At 69.6% G+C, this 14,864-nt stretch carries 16 protein-coding genes; 11 read left to right on the top strand and 5 right to left on the bottom strand.

From position 1 onward, the window contains the following. Positions 1 to 54 precede the first annotated feature (54 nt). The 5 genes from B0I29_RS22865 (at position 55) to B0I29_RS22845 (ending at position 4,752) form a co-directional block, all read left to right on the top strand. The gene (locus tag B0I29_RS22865; protein WP_111651099.1) at positions 55 to 558 is read left to right on the top strand and encodes a PepSY domain-containing protein; all 504 of its coding nucleotides are present in this window, start codon (positions 55 to 57) and stop codon (positions 556 to 558) included. 201 nt (positions 559 to 759) lie between these two features. Next, positions 760 to 2,001, top strand: a complete 1,242-nt coding sequence (locus tag B0I29_RS22860) for a serine hydrolase domain-containing protein (protein ID WP_111651098.1) — start codon at positions 760 to 762, stop codon at positions 1,999 to 2,001. 68 nt (positions 2,002 to 2,069) lie between these two features. After that, positions 2,070 to 2,888 carry a VanZ family protein gene (locus B0I29_RS22855; protein WP_220091389.1) on the top strand — a complete coding sequence of 273 codons (819 nt, stop codon included), beginning with the start codon at positions 2,070 to 2,072 and terminating at the stop codon, positions 2,886 to 2,888. A gap of 9 nt (positions 2,889 to 2,897) precedes the next feature. Continuing rightward, on the top strand, positions 2,898 to 3,644 hold the full coding sequence (locus B0I29_RS22850; RefSeq protein ID WP_111651097.1) for a response regulator transcription factor: 747 nt from the start codon (positions 2,898 to 2,900) through the stop codon (positions 3,642 to 3,644). Then, entirely contained in the window at positions 3,637 to 4,752 is a 1,116-nt protein-coding gene (locus tag B0I29_RS22845; protein WP_111651096.1) for a sensor histidine kinase, read from the top strand. Before B0I29_RS22850 ends, B0I29_RS22845 begins: the two co-directional genes overlap by 8 nt. Here B0I29_RS22845 and B0I29_RS22840 read toward each other — a convergent pair. Beyond that, on the bottom strand, positions 4,730 to 5,989 hold the full coding sequence (locus B0I29_RS22840) for a HAMP domain-containing sensor histidine kinase (RefSeq protein ID WP_111651095.1): 1,260 nt from the start codon (positions 5,987 to 5,989) through the stop codon (positions 4,730 to 4,732). The two genes, B0I29_RS22845 and B0I29_RS22840, sit on opposite strands and share 23 nt — an antisense overlap. 13 nt (positions 5,990 to 6,002) lie before the next feature. Continuing rightward, complete coding sequence (locus B0I29_RS22835; RefSeq protein ID WP_111651094.1) at positions 6,003 to 6,683, bottom strand: response regulator transcription factor; 681 nt, start codon at positions 6,681 to 6,683, stop codon at positions 6,003 to 6,005. Between the two features lie 103 nt (positions 6,684 to 6,786). On the opposite strand from B0I29_RS22835, the gene B0I29_RS45860 reads away from it, so the two are divergent. After that, complete coding sequence (locus B0I29_RS45860) at positions 6,787 to 7,284, top strand: hypothetical protein (protein WP_181557930.1); 498 nt, start codon at positions 6,787 to 6,789, stop codon at positions 7,282 to 7,284. Here the strand turns inward: B0I29_RS45860 and B0I29_RS22825 are convergent. Continuing rightward, on the bottom strand, positions 7,281 to 8,213 hold the full coding sequence (locus tag B0I29_RS22825; RefSeq protein ID WP_111651313.1) for a DMT family transporter: 933 nt from the start codon (positions 8,211 to 8,213) through the stop codon (positions 7,281 to 7,283). The two genes, B0I29_RS45860 and B0I29_RS22825, sit on opposite strands and share 4 nt — an antisense overlap. A gap of 81 nt (positions 8,214 to 8,294) precedes the next feature. Between B0I29_RS22825 and B0I29_RS22820 the strand changes: the two genes are divergently transcribed. Continuing rightward, positions 8,295 to 9,182, top strand: a complete 888-nt coding sequence (locus B0I29_RS22820; RefSeq protein WP_111651092.1) for a LysR family transcriptional regulator — start codon at positions 8,295 to 8,297, stop codon at positions 9,180 to 9,182. Positions 9,183 to 9,243: 61 nt separating this feature from the next. Here B0I29_RS22820 and B0I29_RS22815 read toward each other — a convergent pair whose 3' ends face one another. Continuing rightward, positions 9,244 to 9,747, bottom strand: a complete 504-nt coding sequence (locus tag B0I29_RS22815) for a LuxR C-terminal-related transcriptional regulator (protein WP_111651091.1) — start codon at positions 9,745 to 9,747, stop codon at positions 9,244 to 9,246. A gap of 98 nt (positions 9,748 to 9,845) precedes the next feature. Here B0I29_RS22815 and B0I29_RS22810 point away from each other — a divergent pair, with 98 nt between their 5' ends. Together B0I29_RS22810 and B0I29_RS22805 are read left to right on the top strand one after the other, a co-directional pair. Next, positions 9,846 to 11,210 carry a glycoside hydrolase family 6 protein gene (locus B0I29_RS22810; RefSeq protein ID WP_111651090.1) on the top strand — a complete coding sequence of 455 codons (1,365 nt, stop codon included), beginning with the start codon at positions 9,846 to 9,848 and terminating at the stop codon, positions 11,208 to 11,210. Between the two features lie 125 nt (positions 11,211 to 11,335). Beyond that, positions 11,336 to 12,487 carry an ROK family transcriptional regulator gene (locus B0I29_RS22805; RefSeq protein ID WP_220091388.1) on the top strand — a complete coding sequence of 384 codons (1,152 nt, stop codon included), beginning with the start codon at positions 11,336 to 11,338 and terminating at the stop codon, positions 12,485 to 12,487. On the opposite strand, the gene B0I29_RS22800 is transcribed toward B0I29_RS22805, so the two are convergent. Next, complete coding sequence (locus tag B0I29_RS22800) at positions 12,463 to 13,854, bottom strand: protein adenylyltransferase SelO (RefSeq protein WP_281270908.1); 1,392 nt, start codon at positions 13,852 to 13,854, stop codon at positions 12,463 to 12,465. The two genes, B0I29_RS22805 and B0I29_RS22800, sit on opposite strands and share 25 nt — an antisense overlap. 33 nt (positions 13,855 to 13,887) lie before the next feature. Between B0I29_RS22800 and B0I29_RS22795 the strand changes: the two genes are divergently transcribed. Further along, on the top strand, positions 13,888 to 14,646 hold the full coding sequence (locus tag B0I29_RS22795) for an arginase family protein (protein ID WP_111651089.1): 759 nt from the start codon (positions 13,888 to 13,890) through the stop codon (positions 14,644 to 14,646). 54 nt (positions 14,647 to 14,700) lie between these two features. After that, positions 14,701 to 14,864: transposase (locus tag B0I29_RS22790; protein ID WP_146616861.1), on the top strand; the 164-nt coding region annotated here is incomplete at its 3' end.

Below are 14,864 nucleotides of genomic sequence, written 5' to 3'. Positions count from 1 at the left end.
TATCCGAGTTCCGGCGATGGTGAACGCGTCACAACGAACCGGGAGGCAATACCGATGATCACGAAGACGCAGGCCGCAGTGGTGTTCGCCGCGGGAACGATCGCAGCCCTGGGCATCACCGGCACCGCCATGGCAATGGACACCCCGAGCCCGTCCGTAAGCACGACGACGGTAGGCCCGTCCACGTCGGGTTCAGCATCGACGTCCGGGAGCGGCTCGCCGGCCGTCCCTGGTTCCTCGGCGGGCACGGGTTCGTCGGCCGGGGCCGGCTCGTCGGCGGGCAGTGGCTCGGAGATCACTGAAGCGCGGGCGCGGGAGATCGCCCTGGCCGCGGTGAGCGGCGGCAAGATCGAGGAAATCGAGCGCGACAAGGAGAACGGCCGCGAGGTCTGGGACGTGGAGGTCCAGGCCGGCACCGCCGAACACGACCTCGACATCGACGCGACCACCGGCGAGATCCTCCGCAACGACGCCGAGCAGGACGAGGCCGACGACGCGAGCGACACCGACGACGCGGACGACGCAGACGACCGCGATGATGACGGTGACGACGACTGACCTATGAGAGTCGGCTCAAGATCGCCCGCCGAGTCGCTGGGCTCGCTCAGCGGCTCGGCTCCCGGCACCGGGAACCAGCTCATCACGAGCCGTGTATCGCGGGCGTATCGGGAAAGGCTTACGCCGTCGCAACGGCTGTCCGTCTTCAGTGGAGGCACGAACCGCGAGGCAGGGTTCGCCAACTGGGGAAAGGACTGGACGATGGACGACGCATCCGCAAGGGGGCTCGACCGGCGGCGATTGATCGGATGGGGCGGGGTCGCGGCAGCCGGTGCGGTGGCGCCGCTGGTCAGCCCCGGCATCGGCCAGGCGGGTCCAGCGTCGCCCGGGCCTTCCGCGCGTGAGCGCATTCCGCCGGACGCCCGTCCCGGCGGGGCTTACGACCGTAACGTGGCGCGCCTTGCCGCCGAGGACAAATTCGCCGGCGTGGTGCTGCTGTCGCACCGGGGCCGGACGATCCTGTCGCGAAGTTACGGCATGGCCGACGAGGAAAGGCGGACCCGGCACCACGAAGGGACCGCGTTCAGCCTCAGTTCGGCGGGCAAACCGTTCCACGCCGTGGCCGTCCTGCAGCTCGCGCAACAGGGCAGAGTGCGGCTCGCGGACCCGATCGGTGAATACCTCACCGGCTTCCCCGCGGACATCGCCGACCGGGTGACCGTTCACCACGTGCTGTCCGGCACCTCCGGGCTGAACACCCCGGAGCTGGACGTGCGACGGATCTTCCGGAGCCGGCAGGAGGTGCGAGACCACTGCGCGCGGTGGGCCCGGCAGGCGAGACTCGTGGGCATCCCCGGCACGCCGACGACCGCGCACGCCGGCGCTGAGACCGCCATCCCCGCGCTGATCGTGGAGGCGGTGACCGGCATGACGTATTGGGACTACGTCGAGGAGAACATCTTCCGGCGCTCCGGCATGACCGGGTCCGCGTTCTACACCCGGCCACGGTGGCTGACCGACCGGGACATCGCGCACCCGTACATGACCGTCGCCGGCGGCCGCCGGGTGGACGCCGTCCGCAACCTGGAGCTGGGGAGCTCACTGCCGTACATGCCGGGCTGGAACCCGGGCCGCGCCTTCATCGACGCACCGGGCGACGGCGGATTCGCCACGGCTCCGGACCTGGTCCGATTCGCGCGCGGGCTGGGTGACGGCACGCTGCTGGACCGGCCCTGGGCCGACGTGCTCACCGCCGCCAAGACCCCGGTCGGGCAGGCGTCCTTCGGGGCGTACGGAATCCCGATCGAAATCGTCGGCGGCCAGTGGGTGTACCAGCGGGCCGGCGGCAATCCCGGTGTCGGCGCGAACTGGAGCATCTACCCGGACACCGGCTGGGTCGGTGTCATCCTCAGCAACCGCGACGACATCCCGCTGATCGCGATGATGGGGCAGGAGTCGCAGGCCATCACCGGCGTCGCACCCGGCAACGGCAACGGCGGATAGTGCGTATATCGCGGGCGTATCGAAAATCGCATACGCCACGGCAACCGTCCCATCGCTTGGATGAGGACATGCGCAGGTTCCTACTTCTCGTCTTGGCGATATGTGCCCTGGCCGGCGCGGTCTACACCGTGCGTCGACCGCTCATGATGTCCGTCCCCGCCTGCCTGTCCGGGCGGTGGCACGGGTGCTACGACACTGAGAACGGCGTCGTGCTCATGACGCTGATCGGGTTGCCGCTGGCCGCCCTGGCCGTGTGGGCGCTGGCGAGTTTCCGATCCGGCTGGCGGGAGTCGCTGGCCGAGGTCGGTCTGGTCTACGGCACCGTGCCGCTGGTCTGGCTGACCCTGATGCCGGGCCCGGGCGCCGGCATCGTCACCGGCCGGGTCAGCCTGGTTCCGCTGCGGGACCTGGCCACGATGGGGCCGATCGGCATCGGCGGCAACCTGCTGATCCTCGCGGCGCTGGGCTTCTTCGCCCCGATGCGGTTCGCGGCCCTGGCGACGATGCCGCGGATCCTGGCACTCGGCGCGGGCTGCTCGATCCTGGTCGAGACCGCGCAGTACGTCTTCCAGCTCGACCGGGTCTCGTCCATCGACGACGTCCTGATCAACACGACCGGCGCGGTGCTGGCCGGCCTGGCGTCACGCCACTGGTGGGCACAGCCAACCCAGCCCGCCCCGACCCAGCCCGGCACAGCTCAGCCCGGCTCGGGGCGTCCGGGCATAGCTCGGCCTGGCTCGGAGCGGCCCGGCACAGCGTGGCCCGGCATAGTTCAGCCTGGCTCGGGGCGGCCCGGCACAGGACAGCCTGGCTCGGAGCGGCCTGGTCCGGAGCGGCCTGGTCCGGAGCAGGCCGGCCCGGTGCTGGCGCCAGCCCGCCGACCATAGGCTTCAGGCATGCGTGTGCTGATCGTGGAGGACGAGCCGTACCTGGCCGAAGCCGTCCGGGACGGCCTGCGGCTGGAGGCGATCGCGGCCGACATCGCCGGGGACGGCGACTCCGCGCTGGAACTGCTCAGCGTCAACTCGTACGATCTCGCGATCCTCGACCGTGACATCCCCGGACCTTCCGGCGACGAGGTGGCCCGGCGCATCGTCGCCTCGGGCAGTGGCATCCCGATCCTGATGCTGACCGCCGCTGACCGGATCGACGACAAGGCGTCCGGGTTCGAGCTGGGCGCCGACGACTACCTCACGAAACCGTTCGAGCTGCGGGAACTCGTGTTGCGCCTGCGCGCGCTGGACCGCAGGCGGGGGTACGCCCGCCCGCCGGTCCGGGAGATCGCCGGGCTGCGCCTCGACCCGTTCCGGCGCGAGGTCTTCCGGGACGGGCGCTATGTCGCGCTCACCCGCAAGCAGTTCGCCGTCCTGGAGGTGCTCGTCGGCGCGGAGGGCGGCATCGTCAGCGCCGAGGACCTGCTGGAACGGGCCTGGGACGAGAACGCCGACCCGCTCACCAACGCGGTCCGCATCACCGTGTCCGCGCTGCGCAAACGCCTCGGCGAACCATGGGTCATCGGCACAGTGCCAGGCGTCGGCTACCGCATCGAAACAGCCGACCCCGGCCAGGCCGACCGCGCACAGGCCGACCGCGGCCAGGCCGACCTCGGACGACGCGACCCCGGGCAACACACCCATGACTAGGGAACCCGGGCTCAGTGCCCGCCTCAAACTCACCCTCAGCTACGCCGGGTTCGTCATGCTCGCCGGCGGCCTGCTCCTCGCCACCGTGTGGGTGTTCCTGCTGCGGTACGTGCCCGAGGTCATCGACAACGCCCGGATGACCGAGCCCGGCGGCTCCGGGCTGCCCGTGATGTTCGTGCCGAACCGGTCCGACCTGCTCCGTGCCTTCGCGCCGCGAGCGGCCGTGGTGCTCACCCTGCTGCTGGTGTTCGGGCTGGTGGGCGGCTGGTTCCTGGCCGGCCGGATGCTCGCGCCGCTGACCCGGATCACCTACGCCACCCGGGTGGCGGCGGGCGGGTCGCTGTCGCACCGGATTCGGCTGGAGGGCCGGGAGGACGAGTTCCGGGAACTCTCCGACGCGTTCGACTCGATGCTCGCGAAGCTGGAGTCGCAGGTTGCCGAGCAGCAGCGATTCGCCGCGAACGCCTCTCACGAGTTGCGTACCCCGCTGGCGATCTCGCAGGCCCTGCTCGACGTCGCCCGCAAGGATCCGACCCGGATCCGCAAAGACCTGATCGAGCGCCTGCACACCGTCAACACCCGGGCGATCGACCTGACCGAGGCCCTGTTGCTGCTCAGCCGTGGTGATCGTGGCACCGACATCCGCGAGCACGTCGACCTCTCGCTGCTCGCCGAGGAGGCCGCCGAAACGCTGTTACCTCTCGCCGAAAAGCGCCAGATCACCCTTGAGGTCACCGGCGGCGCGGCCCCGGTCATCGGTTCCGCCGAGCTGCTGCTGCGGATGGTGACCAACCTCGTCCAGAACGCCATCGTTCACAACCTGCCCACCGGCGGCGTCGTCACGGTCCACACCGGGACACGCCCCGCCGGCGTCAGCGTGCTGCAGGTCGCGAACACCGGCCGCCCACTGCCACCCGAGCTGCTGCCTACGCTCACCGAACCCTTCCAACGAGGAACAGAGAGGGTACGCACGGACGAGCACGCCGGTGCCGGACTGGGCCTGGCGATCGTGCACAGCGTCGTCCGCGCTCACGACGGAATGCTCGAACTCGTCCCGGGTCCCGATGGCGGGCTCGAGGTCACGGTCATGCTTCCCGTGGCGCAGTAGGACCGGGGAGTGACAGGTGTACCGATGCCCCGCCCGTTGTGCCGGCGCCGATCTCGAACGTGGCCGCCGCCCGGCGGGCGATGTCCAGGCCCAGCCCGGTCGAGCCGCCCGCCGACACCCCGCGCTGCGCCTCCGACGACGGGAAGCCGGGCCCTTCGTCGGCGACTTCGAGGACGGCCCCGCCGCCCGGCCGGGGCGACAGCGTGACGGAGAACGACGTCCCGTCCGGCGTGTGCGCGAAGACGTTGCCGAGCAGTGCGTCCAATGCCGCACCCAGGTCGTCGGCGGCCACCGCGACCGGCAACGGCGACGATGGCAGCGATTGGCGCAGTTCACGGCCGGTGTCCTCGGCCAGTACCGCCCAGAACGCGACCCGGTCACGGACCACCGCGGACGCATCACAGGCGGCTGCCGACGGCGGCTGATCACGGCGGCGGGCCTGCTGGATCACGGCGGTGACCGCTCGCGCCACCTCGTCGGCCGCCGCCGCCACGCGTGCCGACTCGTCCGGGTCACGCAGCGATTCGGCCTCCAGGCGCAGGGCCGTCAGCGGCGTACGAACGCGGTGCGAAAGATCGGCGATCTGCTCGCGTTCCGCGGCAAGAAGCTCTTGAATGTGACCGGCGAGATGGTTCAGCGCGCCCGCCACTTCGCGCAGCTCGCGCGGACCCGAAGGGGCCGCCCGCGCGGTGAGCTCGTCGTTCGCGAGGCGGTGCGAGACCTCGGAGAGTTCGGTGATCGGCTTGGTGATCGACCGGGCCAGACGGTCGGCGACCAGCAGCCCGAGCAGCACCAGCGTGAGCCCGAGCCCGGCCAGGGTGAGCCACGCGCGGGTCACGCCCGACGTCAGCTCGGCGTCGGTGACCAGCGTGCGGACCACCGTCGTGCCGCCGGCGCCGACCACCGGAACCACGATCTCGCGACCTTCGTCGGTGGTCACGCTCAGCGCGCGCCCCCGGGCCGCGGCGAGGCGGACCGCGGGGGTGGGCGCGGCCGCGGCGCCGATTGCGCTCCCGTCCGGGAGAAAAACGGTCAGGGGTACGGCCTGAGCGGTCACCGACAATCGAAGACCGTTGACGTCTCCGACGAGCGGGACGACCGTCTGCACGGCATCGCTGGCCCGGCTCAGGGCCTTGTCCTCGGCGAACTCGCGGACCAGCACGGCGAGCGGCACCAGGAACGCCAGCAGGACCAGCATCGTGGTGCCGGCGACCAGCAGCCAGAGGCGCTTTCTCATGGGTTGCTCAGTCTCATGCCGGACTGGTCAGTTTCACGCCGACGCCGCGGACCGTGTGCAGGTACTTCGGCTCCAGCGCGGTCTCGCCCAGCTTGCGGCGCAGCCAGGACAGGTGCACGTCGACGGTCTTGTCGGCGCCGCCGTACGGCACCTGCCACACCTCGCTGAGCAGGTCCCGTTTCGTCACCACCTGGCCGGGGCGCTGCGCGAGGTGGTGCAGCAGGTCGAACTCGCGGGGGCTCAGCTCCACCGCCTCGCCGTCGAGGGTGACCGTCCGCGCGCCGACGTCGATGCTGAGGCCGCCGACGGTCAGGACCGGGTTGTCGGCCGGGCTCTCGCCGCGCCGCAGGACCGCCCGGATCCGGGCGTCGAGCTGGGCCGCGGTGAACGGCTTCACCACGTAATCGTCGGCGCCCGCGTCGAGCAGCCGGACCATTTCGGTCTCCTCGTCGCGGGCCGTCGCGATGATCACCGGGATGCGGCTGACCGCTCGCAGCATCCGTAGCAGCTCCCGGCCGTCCAGGTCGGGCAGGCCCAGGTCGAGGATGATCAGATCCGGTCGTTCGGCGAGGGCGGTCTGCAGGCCGTCCATCGCGGCCGGTGAGGCGGCCACCGCGTGTCCCCGCTCGCGCAGCGCACGCAGCAGGGTGCCCCGGATCGCCGGGTCGTCCTCGATGAGCAGCAGTCTGGCCACTGCAGAACCGTATCCGCGTTTCTCGCACTTCAGGTAAGGCCTTAACCATCTCTTATCCGTGTCGCGGGCTGGCCTTAGCGGGGCTGGGCGCATAGTTCTTCAGGTGGCGCATCGACTGTTGATAGTGGGCGGATGGCTCGTGGCGGTGGTGCTGGCCGTGGTGGTCGGCGTGGTCGGGATCAACCTGGTCGGTAGCGGCCTGACCGACCGGCAGGCCGCGCCGATGAGCGAGGACGACGTGGTCCGGGACCTGCGAGCCCTGTCCTCGAGTTCGGCCGCGCCGACTCCATCCGCTTCTGCGCCGGCTGCTTCTGTGCCAGCTGCTTCGGGGCCGGCTGCTTCTGGGCCGGCGCCTTCGTCGTCGCCCGCGCTGTCTGCGTCGGCGCCGCCGAACGGCCGTTCTTTCACGACGCAGGGCGGGCTTGTCACCGCTGACTGCGCGCGGATTCTGTCGATGGCGCCGGCGCAGGGCTGGTCGGTGGCCGAACAGGACGACGACGAGGGCGAGTTCCGCTCGGTCGACGACCCGTCGGTGGGGCTTGAGGTCGACGTCGAATGCGTGAACGGCCAGCCCGAGATCACGGTCGCCCCTGCCGATTAGGGTGCGCCGACAGTGGCTCGGGCTGACGGGCGCTTGCTGGGGCGTACCCAAGAAGGGTGTTGACCGGGTCTGAAAGTGGACACGGCCACTCCTGTCAGGCAGAGGGCGCCGCCGACCAGGGCGAGGGGGAGCGGTACCTCGTCGAGGAGCAGCCAGGACAGCAGGATCACCAGGGGTGGGATCGCGTAGGTCGAGGCGGCGAGCCGGCCCGCGCTGCTGCGGGAGAGTGCGTAACCCCAGGTCAGGAACGCTATCGCGGTCGGGAAAAGACCGAGGTACGCGACGCCGATCGTCGATGTGGCCGGTGCTGCGGCGACAGCGCGGAACAGATCCGGGGCGAACGGGAGGCAGAAGACGGTTCCGGCCAGGCAGCCGAGCCACGTCATGGTGAGCGGGTCGATTCTGATCAGCAGGCGTTTCTGCGTGACGGCACCGCCGGCGTAGAGAAGCGCGGCGGCCAGGCCGAGCAGGACTCCGGTGAGGTTGCGCCGGCCGGAACTCGTCGTGGCGATCAGCAGCACGCCGGCGAACGCGATCGCGAGGCCGATCATCAGGCGGGCCGGGAAACCCTCGCTGAGGAGCAGGCCGGCCAGGACGCCGATGAGCACCGGCGCGAGGTTGACCAGCAGGGCCGTGGTGCCGGCGTCGAGGTGACGTTCGGCGCTGTTCAGGGCCAGGTTGTAGAGGCCGAACCAGGCGACGCCCCAGGCGAGAACCGGAAGCAGGGTCCTGCGGTCGGGCATCGTGGGTTTGCCGTGGCGCAGGAGAACGAAAACGGTCAGCGCGGCGCTGCCGAACAGCTGGCGGCCGAGTGCGAGCGCACCGGGGGAGTAGTCGTGGCCGACGGCGCGGACGCCGACGAACGCGGACGCCCAGAGGACGACGGTGACGCTCGCGGCCGCGACGGGCAGCATTTTCGCGGAGGGCATGGACTCATCCTTGGCGGCCCGAGTCTTCAGCACCAGTTCGCGTTTCTTCCGGATCGTTCAGTCGGGCTTTATAGTCCGGGAATGCTGGACCTTCATCGCCTGCGCATCTTCCGGTCGGTCGTCGCGAGTGGCTCGGTCCATGCCGCGGCGACGAACCTGGGTTACACGCCGTCCGCGGTCAGCCAGCACGTGGCCGCGCTGCAACGCGAGACCGGCCTGGCCCTGCTGGAACGCGCCGGTCGGGGTGTCCGGCCCACGTCCGCGGGGCTGGCGCTGGCCGCCGAGGCCGACGAACTGCTCGCCCGGCTCGGTGCGGCCGAGGACCTGGTCGCCGGTCTGCGGTCGGGGCGGGCCGGGACGCTGTCGATCGCGTACTTCGCGTCGGCCGGCGTGATGTGGCTGCCGGCCGTGGTCTCCCGGCTGTCGAGTGAGTTCCCGGGGCTGCGGCTCGATCTGCGGCTGAACGACGAGGCGCCGGATCATCCGGACGAGCGGGCCGACGTGCACCTGGTCGTGGCGCGGGGTCCGCTGACGGTCGGTCCCGGGTCCGTCTCCCACCACCTGCGCGACGATCCGTACGTGGCCGTCGTACCGCGCGGGCATCCGGTGGCCGATCTCGCCCAGGTGACGCTGGTTGAGCTGGAGCGGGAGCGGTGGATCGACAACGACTCCGCCCGAGGCTGGTGCCGGCGGATCCTGCTCGACGCGTGCGCGGCCGTGGGGTTCCGGCCGGTGTTCCATGTGGAGGCCCATGACTACCGGGCGGCGCTCGCGTTCGTCGCGGCCGGTGTCGGGATCACGGTGCTGCCCGCGCTGACGGCCGAGCAGCCACCCGACGGTGTGGTGGTCGTCCCGGTGGCGCGGCCCGCCCCGGTCCGCTCGATCCACGCGATCGTCCGGGAGTCGGCGGCCGGCACGAAGGCGGGGCAGATGGCGGTTGAGCTGCTGCGGGCCAGTTCCAAGTCCTGATGGGTGGGCTTCACCCCGTCGCCTCCCCGGCGGGATGAAGCCCTTGATGGTCGACTCGGGGTCAGGCGGCAGCCTCGGTGGGGCTGCCGGCGGTGGAATCGGCTGATTCAGCCAGGCGGGCTATCTGTTGCAGGGTGGCGGCCGGGTCGGCAGCCGGGTCGGTGGCCAGGTCGGCCACCTCGCGGAGCAGGTTCTGGTAGTCGGGATGATTGGGGATCTTCTCGGCGATGCGGAGCAGCGCGGTCAGATCGTTGATGGTGGTGCGCAATCGGTCGGGATTGATGCCTCCGATCACGACCGGTTGCAGGTGTGGCTCGTCGGTGGTGCGCAGGATGCCCAGGCGGAACGCGATGGCTACCGCGTGCGCCTGATCCCGTGCGCCAAGTTGCTGGTAGAGGGTCTTCAGGCGGGATTTGACGGTGTTCGGCGAGATGAACAATCGCGCCGCCGCTTCCCGGGCGGTCTCGCCGGTCGCCAGGGACTCGACGATCTCTTGCAGATGCGGCGCCAACACTGGCCTGATCGCAACGGGCCCAGCGTGGCTTCGATGCGTTTGCAGTGACATAGGCGCAATGTAGATCTTCAAAAACGTAATCGACGGTTGCCTATCGTGCCAGGTCGGGATACGTTTGGGAGCGCTCCCAATTCCCCAGGAGAGTCCCCATGACCCGTGTACCCCTCGCAGTTGCCGCAGGACTACTGATTGCTACGGCCGCTGTCGGATTCGCCAGAAATGCGGCGGCCGGCACGATCAGTGGCACGCTCTATCGTGAGGCGGACACCGCCGCCGCACGATGGGTGGCGGCGAATCCGTCCGACTCCAGGATGCCGGTGATCCGCGATCGGATCGCCAGCCAACCGTCCTCGCACTGGTTGGCGTCGTTCAACCAGTCCACCGTCAAAGCCGAAATATCGGCGTATGTGGGTGGTGCCAACTCTGCCGGGCAGATCCCGGTGCTGACCGTTTACGGCATCACGAACCGGGACTGCGGCGGCGCCAGCTCGGGCGGCGCACCGGATCTGGCCCAGTACCAGACGTGGATCTCCAACGTGGCGTCAGTGCTCGGCGACCGTACCGTAGTGATCGTTTTGGAACCTGATTCGATCGCCTTGCAGACCTGTCTGAGCAGCTCGGACCTGGCCGCGCGCAACCAGGCCCTGCGCACCGCGGTGCAGACGCTGAAGTCCGGCAACCCGAACGCCAAGGTTTATCTCGACGCCGGGCACTCGGCGTGGAACAGCGCGGCCGATCAGGCATCGCGCCTGGTCGCGGCCGGGATCGGGAGCGCGGACGGGTTCTACTCGAACGTCTCCAACTTCAACTCGACCAGCGCCGAGGCGGCGTACGGAAGGTCGATCATCTCGGCGCTGTCCGGACAGGGAGTGACGGGCAAGCGGCAGGTGATCGACACGAGCCGTAACGGTGGGGCCAGTGGCGACTGGTGCGGTGACGACAACACCGATCGGCGGATCGGGCAGTATCCGACGGTTGACACCGGTGACGCCAACATCGACGGATATTTGTGGGTGAAGCCGCCGGGTGAGGCCGACGGCTGCCAGTACGCGGCGGGGTCGTTCCAGCCGGGGCTGGCATACAGCCTGGCGAGCAGTGCGCAGAACCCGCCGTCGCCGAGCCCGTCGACGCCGTCGTCGCCGTCATCCTCGCCGTCCACGTCTCCGTCGGCTTCGCCGTCGAGCTCGCCGTCGTCCTCGCCCAGCTCGCCGCCGGTTGGGGGTGCCTGTGCCGCCGCGCTGCGGATCACGGGTTCCTGGCAGGGCGGGTTCCAGGGTGAGGTGACGGTGACCGCCGGGGCGAACGCCATCAACGGGTGGACCGTCACCTGGACACTCGCTTCGGGACAGTCGATCAGTCAGGCCTGGAACGGGACCCTCACCACGTCCGGTTCGGCGGCCACCGTTCGCAACGTGTCGTGGAACGGCGCGCTGACCGCGGGCAAGACCGCGCAGTTCGGCTTCCTCGCGAACGGTACGGCGTCGACACCGGCGCTGACCTGCACGGCTTCGTGATCTGAGCGTGTGCCGGCCGGGTCGTCCTCCGGTCGGCACACGCTGGCGTGCGGTTACGCGTACCCAAGAAAGAGCCCTCGGCGGGCTTCTTCCGTTCATCGGAGGAAGTCGATTAGGGTGGCTTTGTGGTCAGCGAGCGGATCAACGGTCTTGCCACGGTGCTGGGCGCGGTGCGGGCGGATTCCGGCGTCACACAGCCGATGCTCGTCGAGCGTGTCGGACTGGGCCGGTCGGTGGTCGCGCAGCGGGTCGCCGAGCTGGAGAGCGCCGGGTTGATCGAGGGCGCCGGGCTCGGGCCCTCGTCCGGTGGGCGGGCGCCGCGGCGGTTGCGGGTGCGGGCCGGGCGGGGTGTGGTTCTCGGCGTGGATGTCGGTGCCGTGGAGTTGAATGTCGGCATCGCGGATCTGGCCGGGAAGGTGCTGGCGAGCCGCCGGGAGAGCGTTGACGTCGCGGCCGGTCCGGATGTGGTGCTGAGCCGGGCTGAGGCGCTGGCGGACGAGCTCCGCAGAGACAGAGCCGCGATCTGGGCGGTCGGGGTGGGCGTTCCCGGGCCCGTTGAATTTCGGTCAGGGCTGCCTGTCGTGCCGCCGATCATGCCGGGCTGGGATCGCTATCCGATCCGGCAGCGGCTACGCACTCGCTTCGGCGCGCCGGTCTGGGTCGACAACGACGTGAACCTGATGGCCCTCGGTGAGCTGCACGCCGGCCCGGATCCGGGTGGGCACATGCTCTACGTGCGAGTCGGCGCCGGCATCGGCGCGGCGATCGTGATGGACGGGCGGCTCTACCGGGGTGCGAACGGCTCGGCGGGCGATATCGGACACGTCGCCATCCCGGAAGGCGGCACGATCATCTGTCGCTGCGGCAACATCGGCTGTCTGGAGGCGGTGGCCGGTGGGGCCGCGATCTCCGGTGCGGTCCGGGCTGCCGACGCCGGTGATCGCGACGCCCGCGAGTTCCTGCACCGCGCGTCGACCCTGCTCGGCGGCACCCTTGCCACGCTGATCAGTTTCTACAACCCGGACCGTCTGGTGCTCGGCGGTTCGCTGGCTCGCGCGCGTGAGCACGTGCTGGACGCGATCCGCGAGGTGATCCACAAGCGGGCGTTGCCGCTCGCCACCCGGGACCTGCGGATCGAGGTGTCGGTGCTGCCGGAGCAGGTCGCCGGGGTCAGTGGGGCGGTTCACCTGGCGCTCGACGAGGTGTTCGCCCCGGCCAACCTGGAGATCTGGCTGGCCGCGGGCTCACCGGATCAGGTGCCGCAGAACGTCTGGTAGCAGTTGCGGAAGGATTCCGGGGCGGGCTCGGCATAGCGTTCGAGGCCGGGGCGCTCGGTGAACGGCTGATCGATAGCGGTCAGCAGGTCTTCCAGCTTTGACGGATCGGCGAGGGCTTCTTCGACGAGGTGGTTGCGGGGGATGTAGATCGGGTTGACCTGGTTCGCTTTGTCTTTGTCGGGGTTTTTCGATCGCCAACGTGCCAGCCAGCCCTCGTCGGTGACCGACTTCTCCAGGTCACGGAACGACGACGTGTAATCGGCTCGCCGATCCCGGAGGTGGACGAGCAGGTCCTCGCTGAGGGACTTGACCTCTTTGTCGGAAATATCATCACTTAGGCCTAGTTTCGCCCGCATCCCCGCGATCCACGCCGCGTCGTAGGCCGGCCCGAACAACCCCAGCGACTCCGTCGCGAGCTCGATCGCCTTCTCCTGATCGTCATCGAAGAGCGGCAACATCGACTCGGCCAGCCGCGCCAAATTCCACTGCGCGACGGGCGGCTGATTTCCGTACGCATAACGCCCGCCCGAATCGATCGAGCTGTAGACCGTCGCCGGATCGAACACATCCAGAAAAGCGCACGGACCGTAATCGATGGTCTCCCCGGAAATCGTCATGTTGTCGGTGTTCATCACCCCGTGGATGAACCCGGCCAGCATCCATTTCACGACCAGCTCCGCCTGGCTGACAACCACCAATTCAAAGAGCCTTTGGTACGGTCGGACGGCCTCTCTGGCAACCGGATGATGCCGGTCGATCGCGTGATCGGCGAGCCGTTTCAACAGGGCGGAATCGCCGGTTGCTCGTGCGTACTGAAAACTGCCGACCCGCAGGTGGCTCGCCGCGACCCGAGCCAGAACGGCGCCGGGAAGGTTTTCTTCCCGGCGCACTTTCTGCCCGGTCGCGACGACGGCGAGCGACCGCGTCGTGGGGATCCCGAGTGCGTGCATGGCGCGGCTCACGATGTATTCACGCAGCATCGGCCCGACCGCCGCGAAACCGTCCCCGCCCCGGGAGAAAGGTGTGCGCCCCGACCCTTTGAGGTGCAGGTCTTTCAGCTCACCATCGGGCGTGGTGAACTCACCGACCAGCAGCGCCCGCCCGTCACCGAGCCGCGGCGAATAGCCACCGAACTGATGGCCCGCATAGGCCTGCGCCACCGGAGTGGTCCCGGCAGGCGCATCGGTTCCGATCAGCATGCGTACGCCTTCAGCACTGCGCAGCCACGCCGGATCGAAACCCAGCTCGACGGCGAGAGCGTCGTCCAGAACCAGCATCGAGGGATCCGCGAAGGCGGCGCCTTTCCAGGCGACCGCCATCTCCGGCAGCTCACTGGCGAACCGGTTGCCAAACGCTGGGATGTCCACCGATCAACCTTACGCGGCGTGGTTGGGTGAGGCGTGACGACGATTCTGGTGCCGTACCACCACGACGAACGCCTCTCCTCCGACGACATCGTGGTGGCGGCGGACGTGACGGTCGCGCCGGTGTTGTCCGATGGGGACCTGTGGCAGCGCATCACCGACGTGTGCGCGGCGACCGCGGCCGCGGTGACGCCGGTGGTGGCGGCCGGCGGCGTGCCGGTGGTCTTCTCCGGTGACTGCCTCGTCGCCGGCGGCACGGTAGCGGGCGTGCAGCGGGCGGGCGTGGATCCCGCTGTCGTCTGGTTCGATGCTCACGGTGACGTGCACACGCTGGAGACCAGCGGTTCGGGCTATCTGGGCGGCATGTCGGTGCGGGTGCTGACCGGCGCACACCGGTCTTTGTATGCGGACCGATTCGGGCTGACGCCGCTGGCCGAGGAGCGGGTGCTGCTGGCGGATGCCCGCGACCTGGACCCCGCCGAAGCGTCGTATTTGGCGACCAGCGCGACCCGCCGCATTCCGGTGGGGGAGGTCTCGGAGAACACGGTGCCACCAGGCCCGCTGGTCATCCACCTGGACCTCGACGTGATCGACGCGGCCGAGCTACCGGGCCTCCGCTTCCCGGTGAAGCACGGCCCGTCAGCGAGCGAGGTTGTGGCGACCTGCGAGCGCCTCATCGCGACGGGGAGGGTGGTCGCTGTCGACGTGGCAGCTCCGTGGTGGCCGACGAGTGATGACGGGCAGCGCAGCGCGCGAGCGCTCCTGCTCTCGCGGCTGGCGACTCTGCCGGGCTAGGTTCTGTCCCGCGGATCATGCGTGGCGATCATGGATGACCGTCGTTGAACGGGTGTGGCGCGTGGTGATCTGAGCAGCGAGGAATGGGCTGTGCTGGAGCCGTTGTTGCCGGCGCAGCCCGTGCGTGGCGGGCAGTGGCGTGATCATCGGCAGGTCATCAACGCAATCTGCTGGGTCAAGCGGACCGGCTCGCCATGGCGTGACCTGCCCGAACGTTA

The sequence above is a fragment of the Actinoplanes lutulentus genome (assembly GCF_003259845.1).
GTDB lineage: Bacteria > Actinomycetota > Actinomycetes > Mycobacteriales > Micromonosporaceae > Actinoplanes > Actinoplanes lutulentus.
This window is presented reverse-complemented; position numbering and strand designations above follow the sequence as displayed.

Bases quoted from the DNA above. Each gene is read 5' to 3' on its own strand.
- B0I29_RS22865 (WP_111651099.1), top strand. From the start codon at position 55: ATGATCACGAAGACGCAGGCCGCAGTGGTGTTCGCCGCGGGAACGATC.
- B0I29_RS22860 (WP_111651098.1), top strand. From the start codon at position 760: ATGGACGACGCATCCGCAAGGGGGCTCGACCGGCGGCGATTGATCGGA.
- B0I29_RS22855 (WP_220091389.1), top strand. From the start codon at position 2,070: ATGCGCAGGTTCCTACTTCTCGTCTTGGCGATATGTGCCCTGGCCGGC.
- B0I29_RS22850 (WP_111651097.1), top strand. From the start codon at position 2,898: ATGCGTGTGCTGATCGTGGAGGACGAGCCGTACCTGGCCGAAGCCGTC.
- B0I29_RS22845 (WP_111651096.1), top strand. From the start codon at position 3,637: ATGACTAGGGAACCCGGGCTCAGTGCCCGCCTCAAACTCACCCTCAGC.
- B0I29_RS22840 (WP_111651095.1), bottom strand. From the start codon at position 5,989: ATGAGAAAGCGCCTCTGGCTGCTGGTCGCCGGCACCACGATGCTGGTC.
- B0I29_RS22825 (WP_111651313.1), bottom strand. From the start codon at position 8,213: ATGCCCTCCGCGAAAATGCTGCCCGTCGCGGCCGCGAGCGTCACCGTC.
- B0I29_RS22820 (WP_111651092.1), top strand. From the start codon at position 8,295: ATGCTGGACCTTCATCGCCTGCGCATCTTCCGGTCGGTCGTCGCGAGT.
- B0I29_RS22815 (WP_111651091.1), bottom strand. From the start codon at position 9,747: ATGTCACTGCAAACGCATCGAAGCCACGCTGGGCCCGTTGCGATCAGG.
- B0I29_RS22810 (WP_111651090.1), top strand. From the start codon at position 9,846: ATGACCCGTGTACCCCTCGCAGTTGCCGCAGGACTACTGATTGCTACG.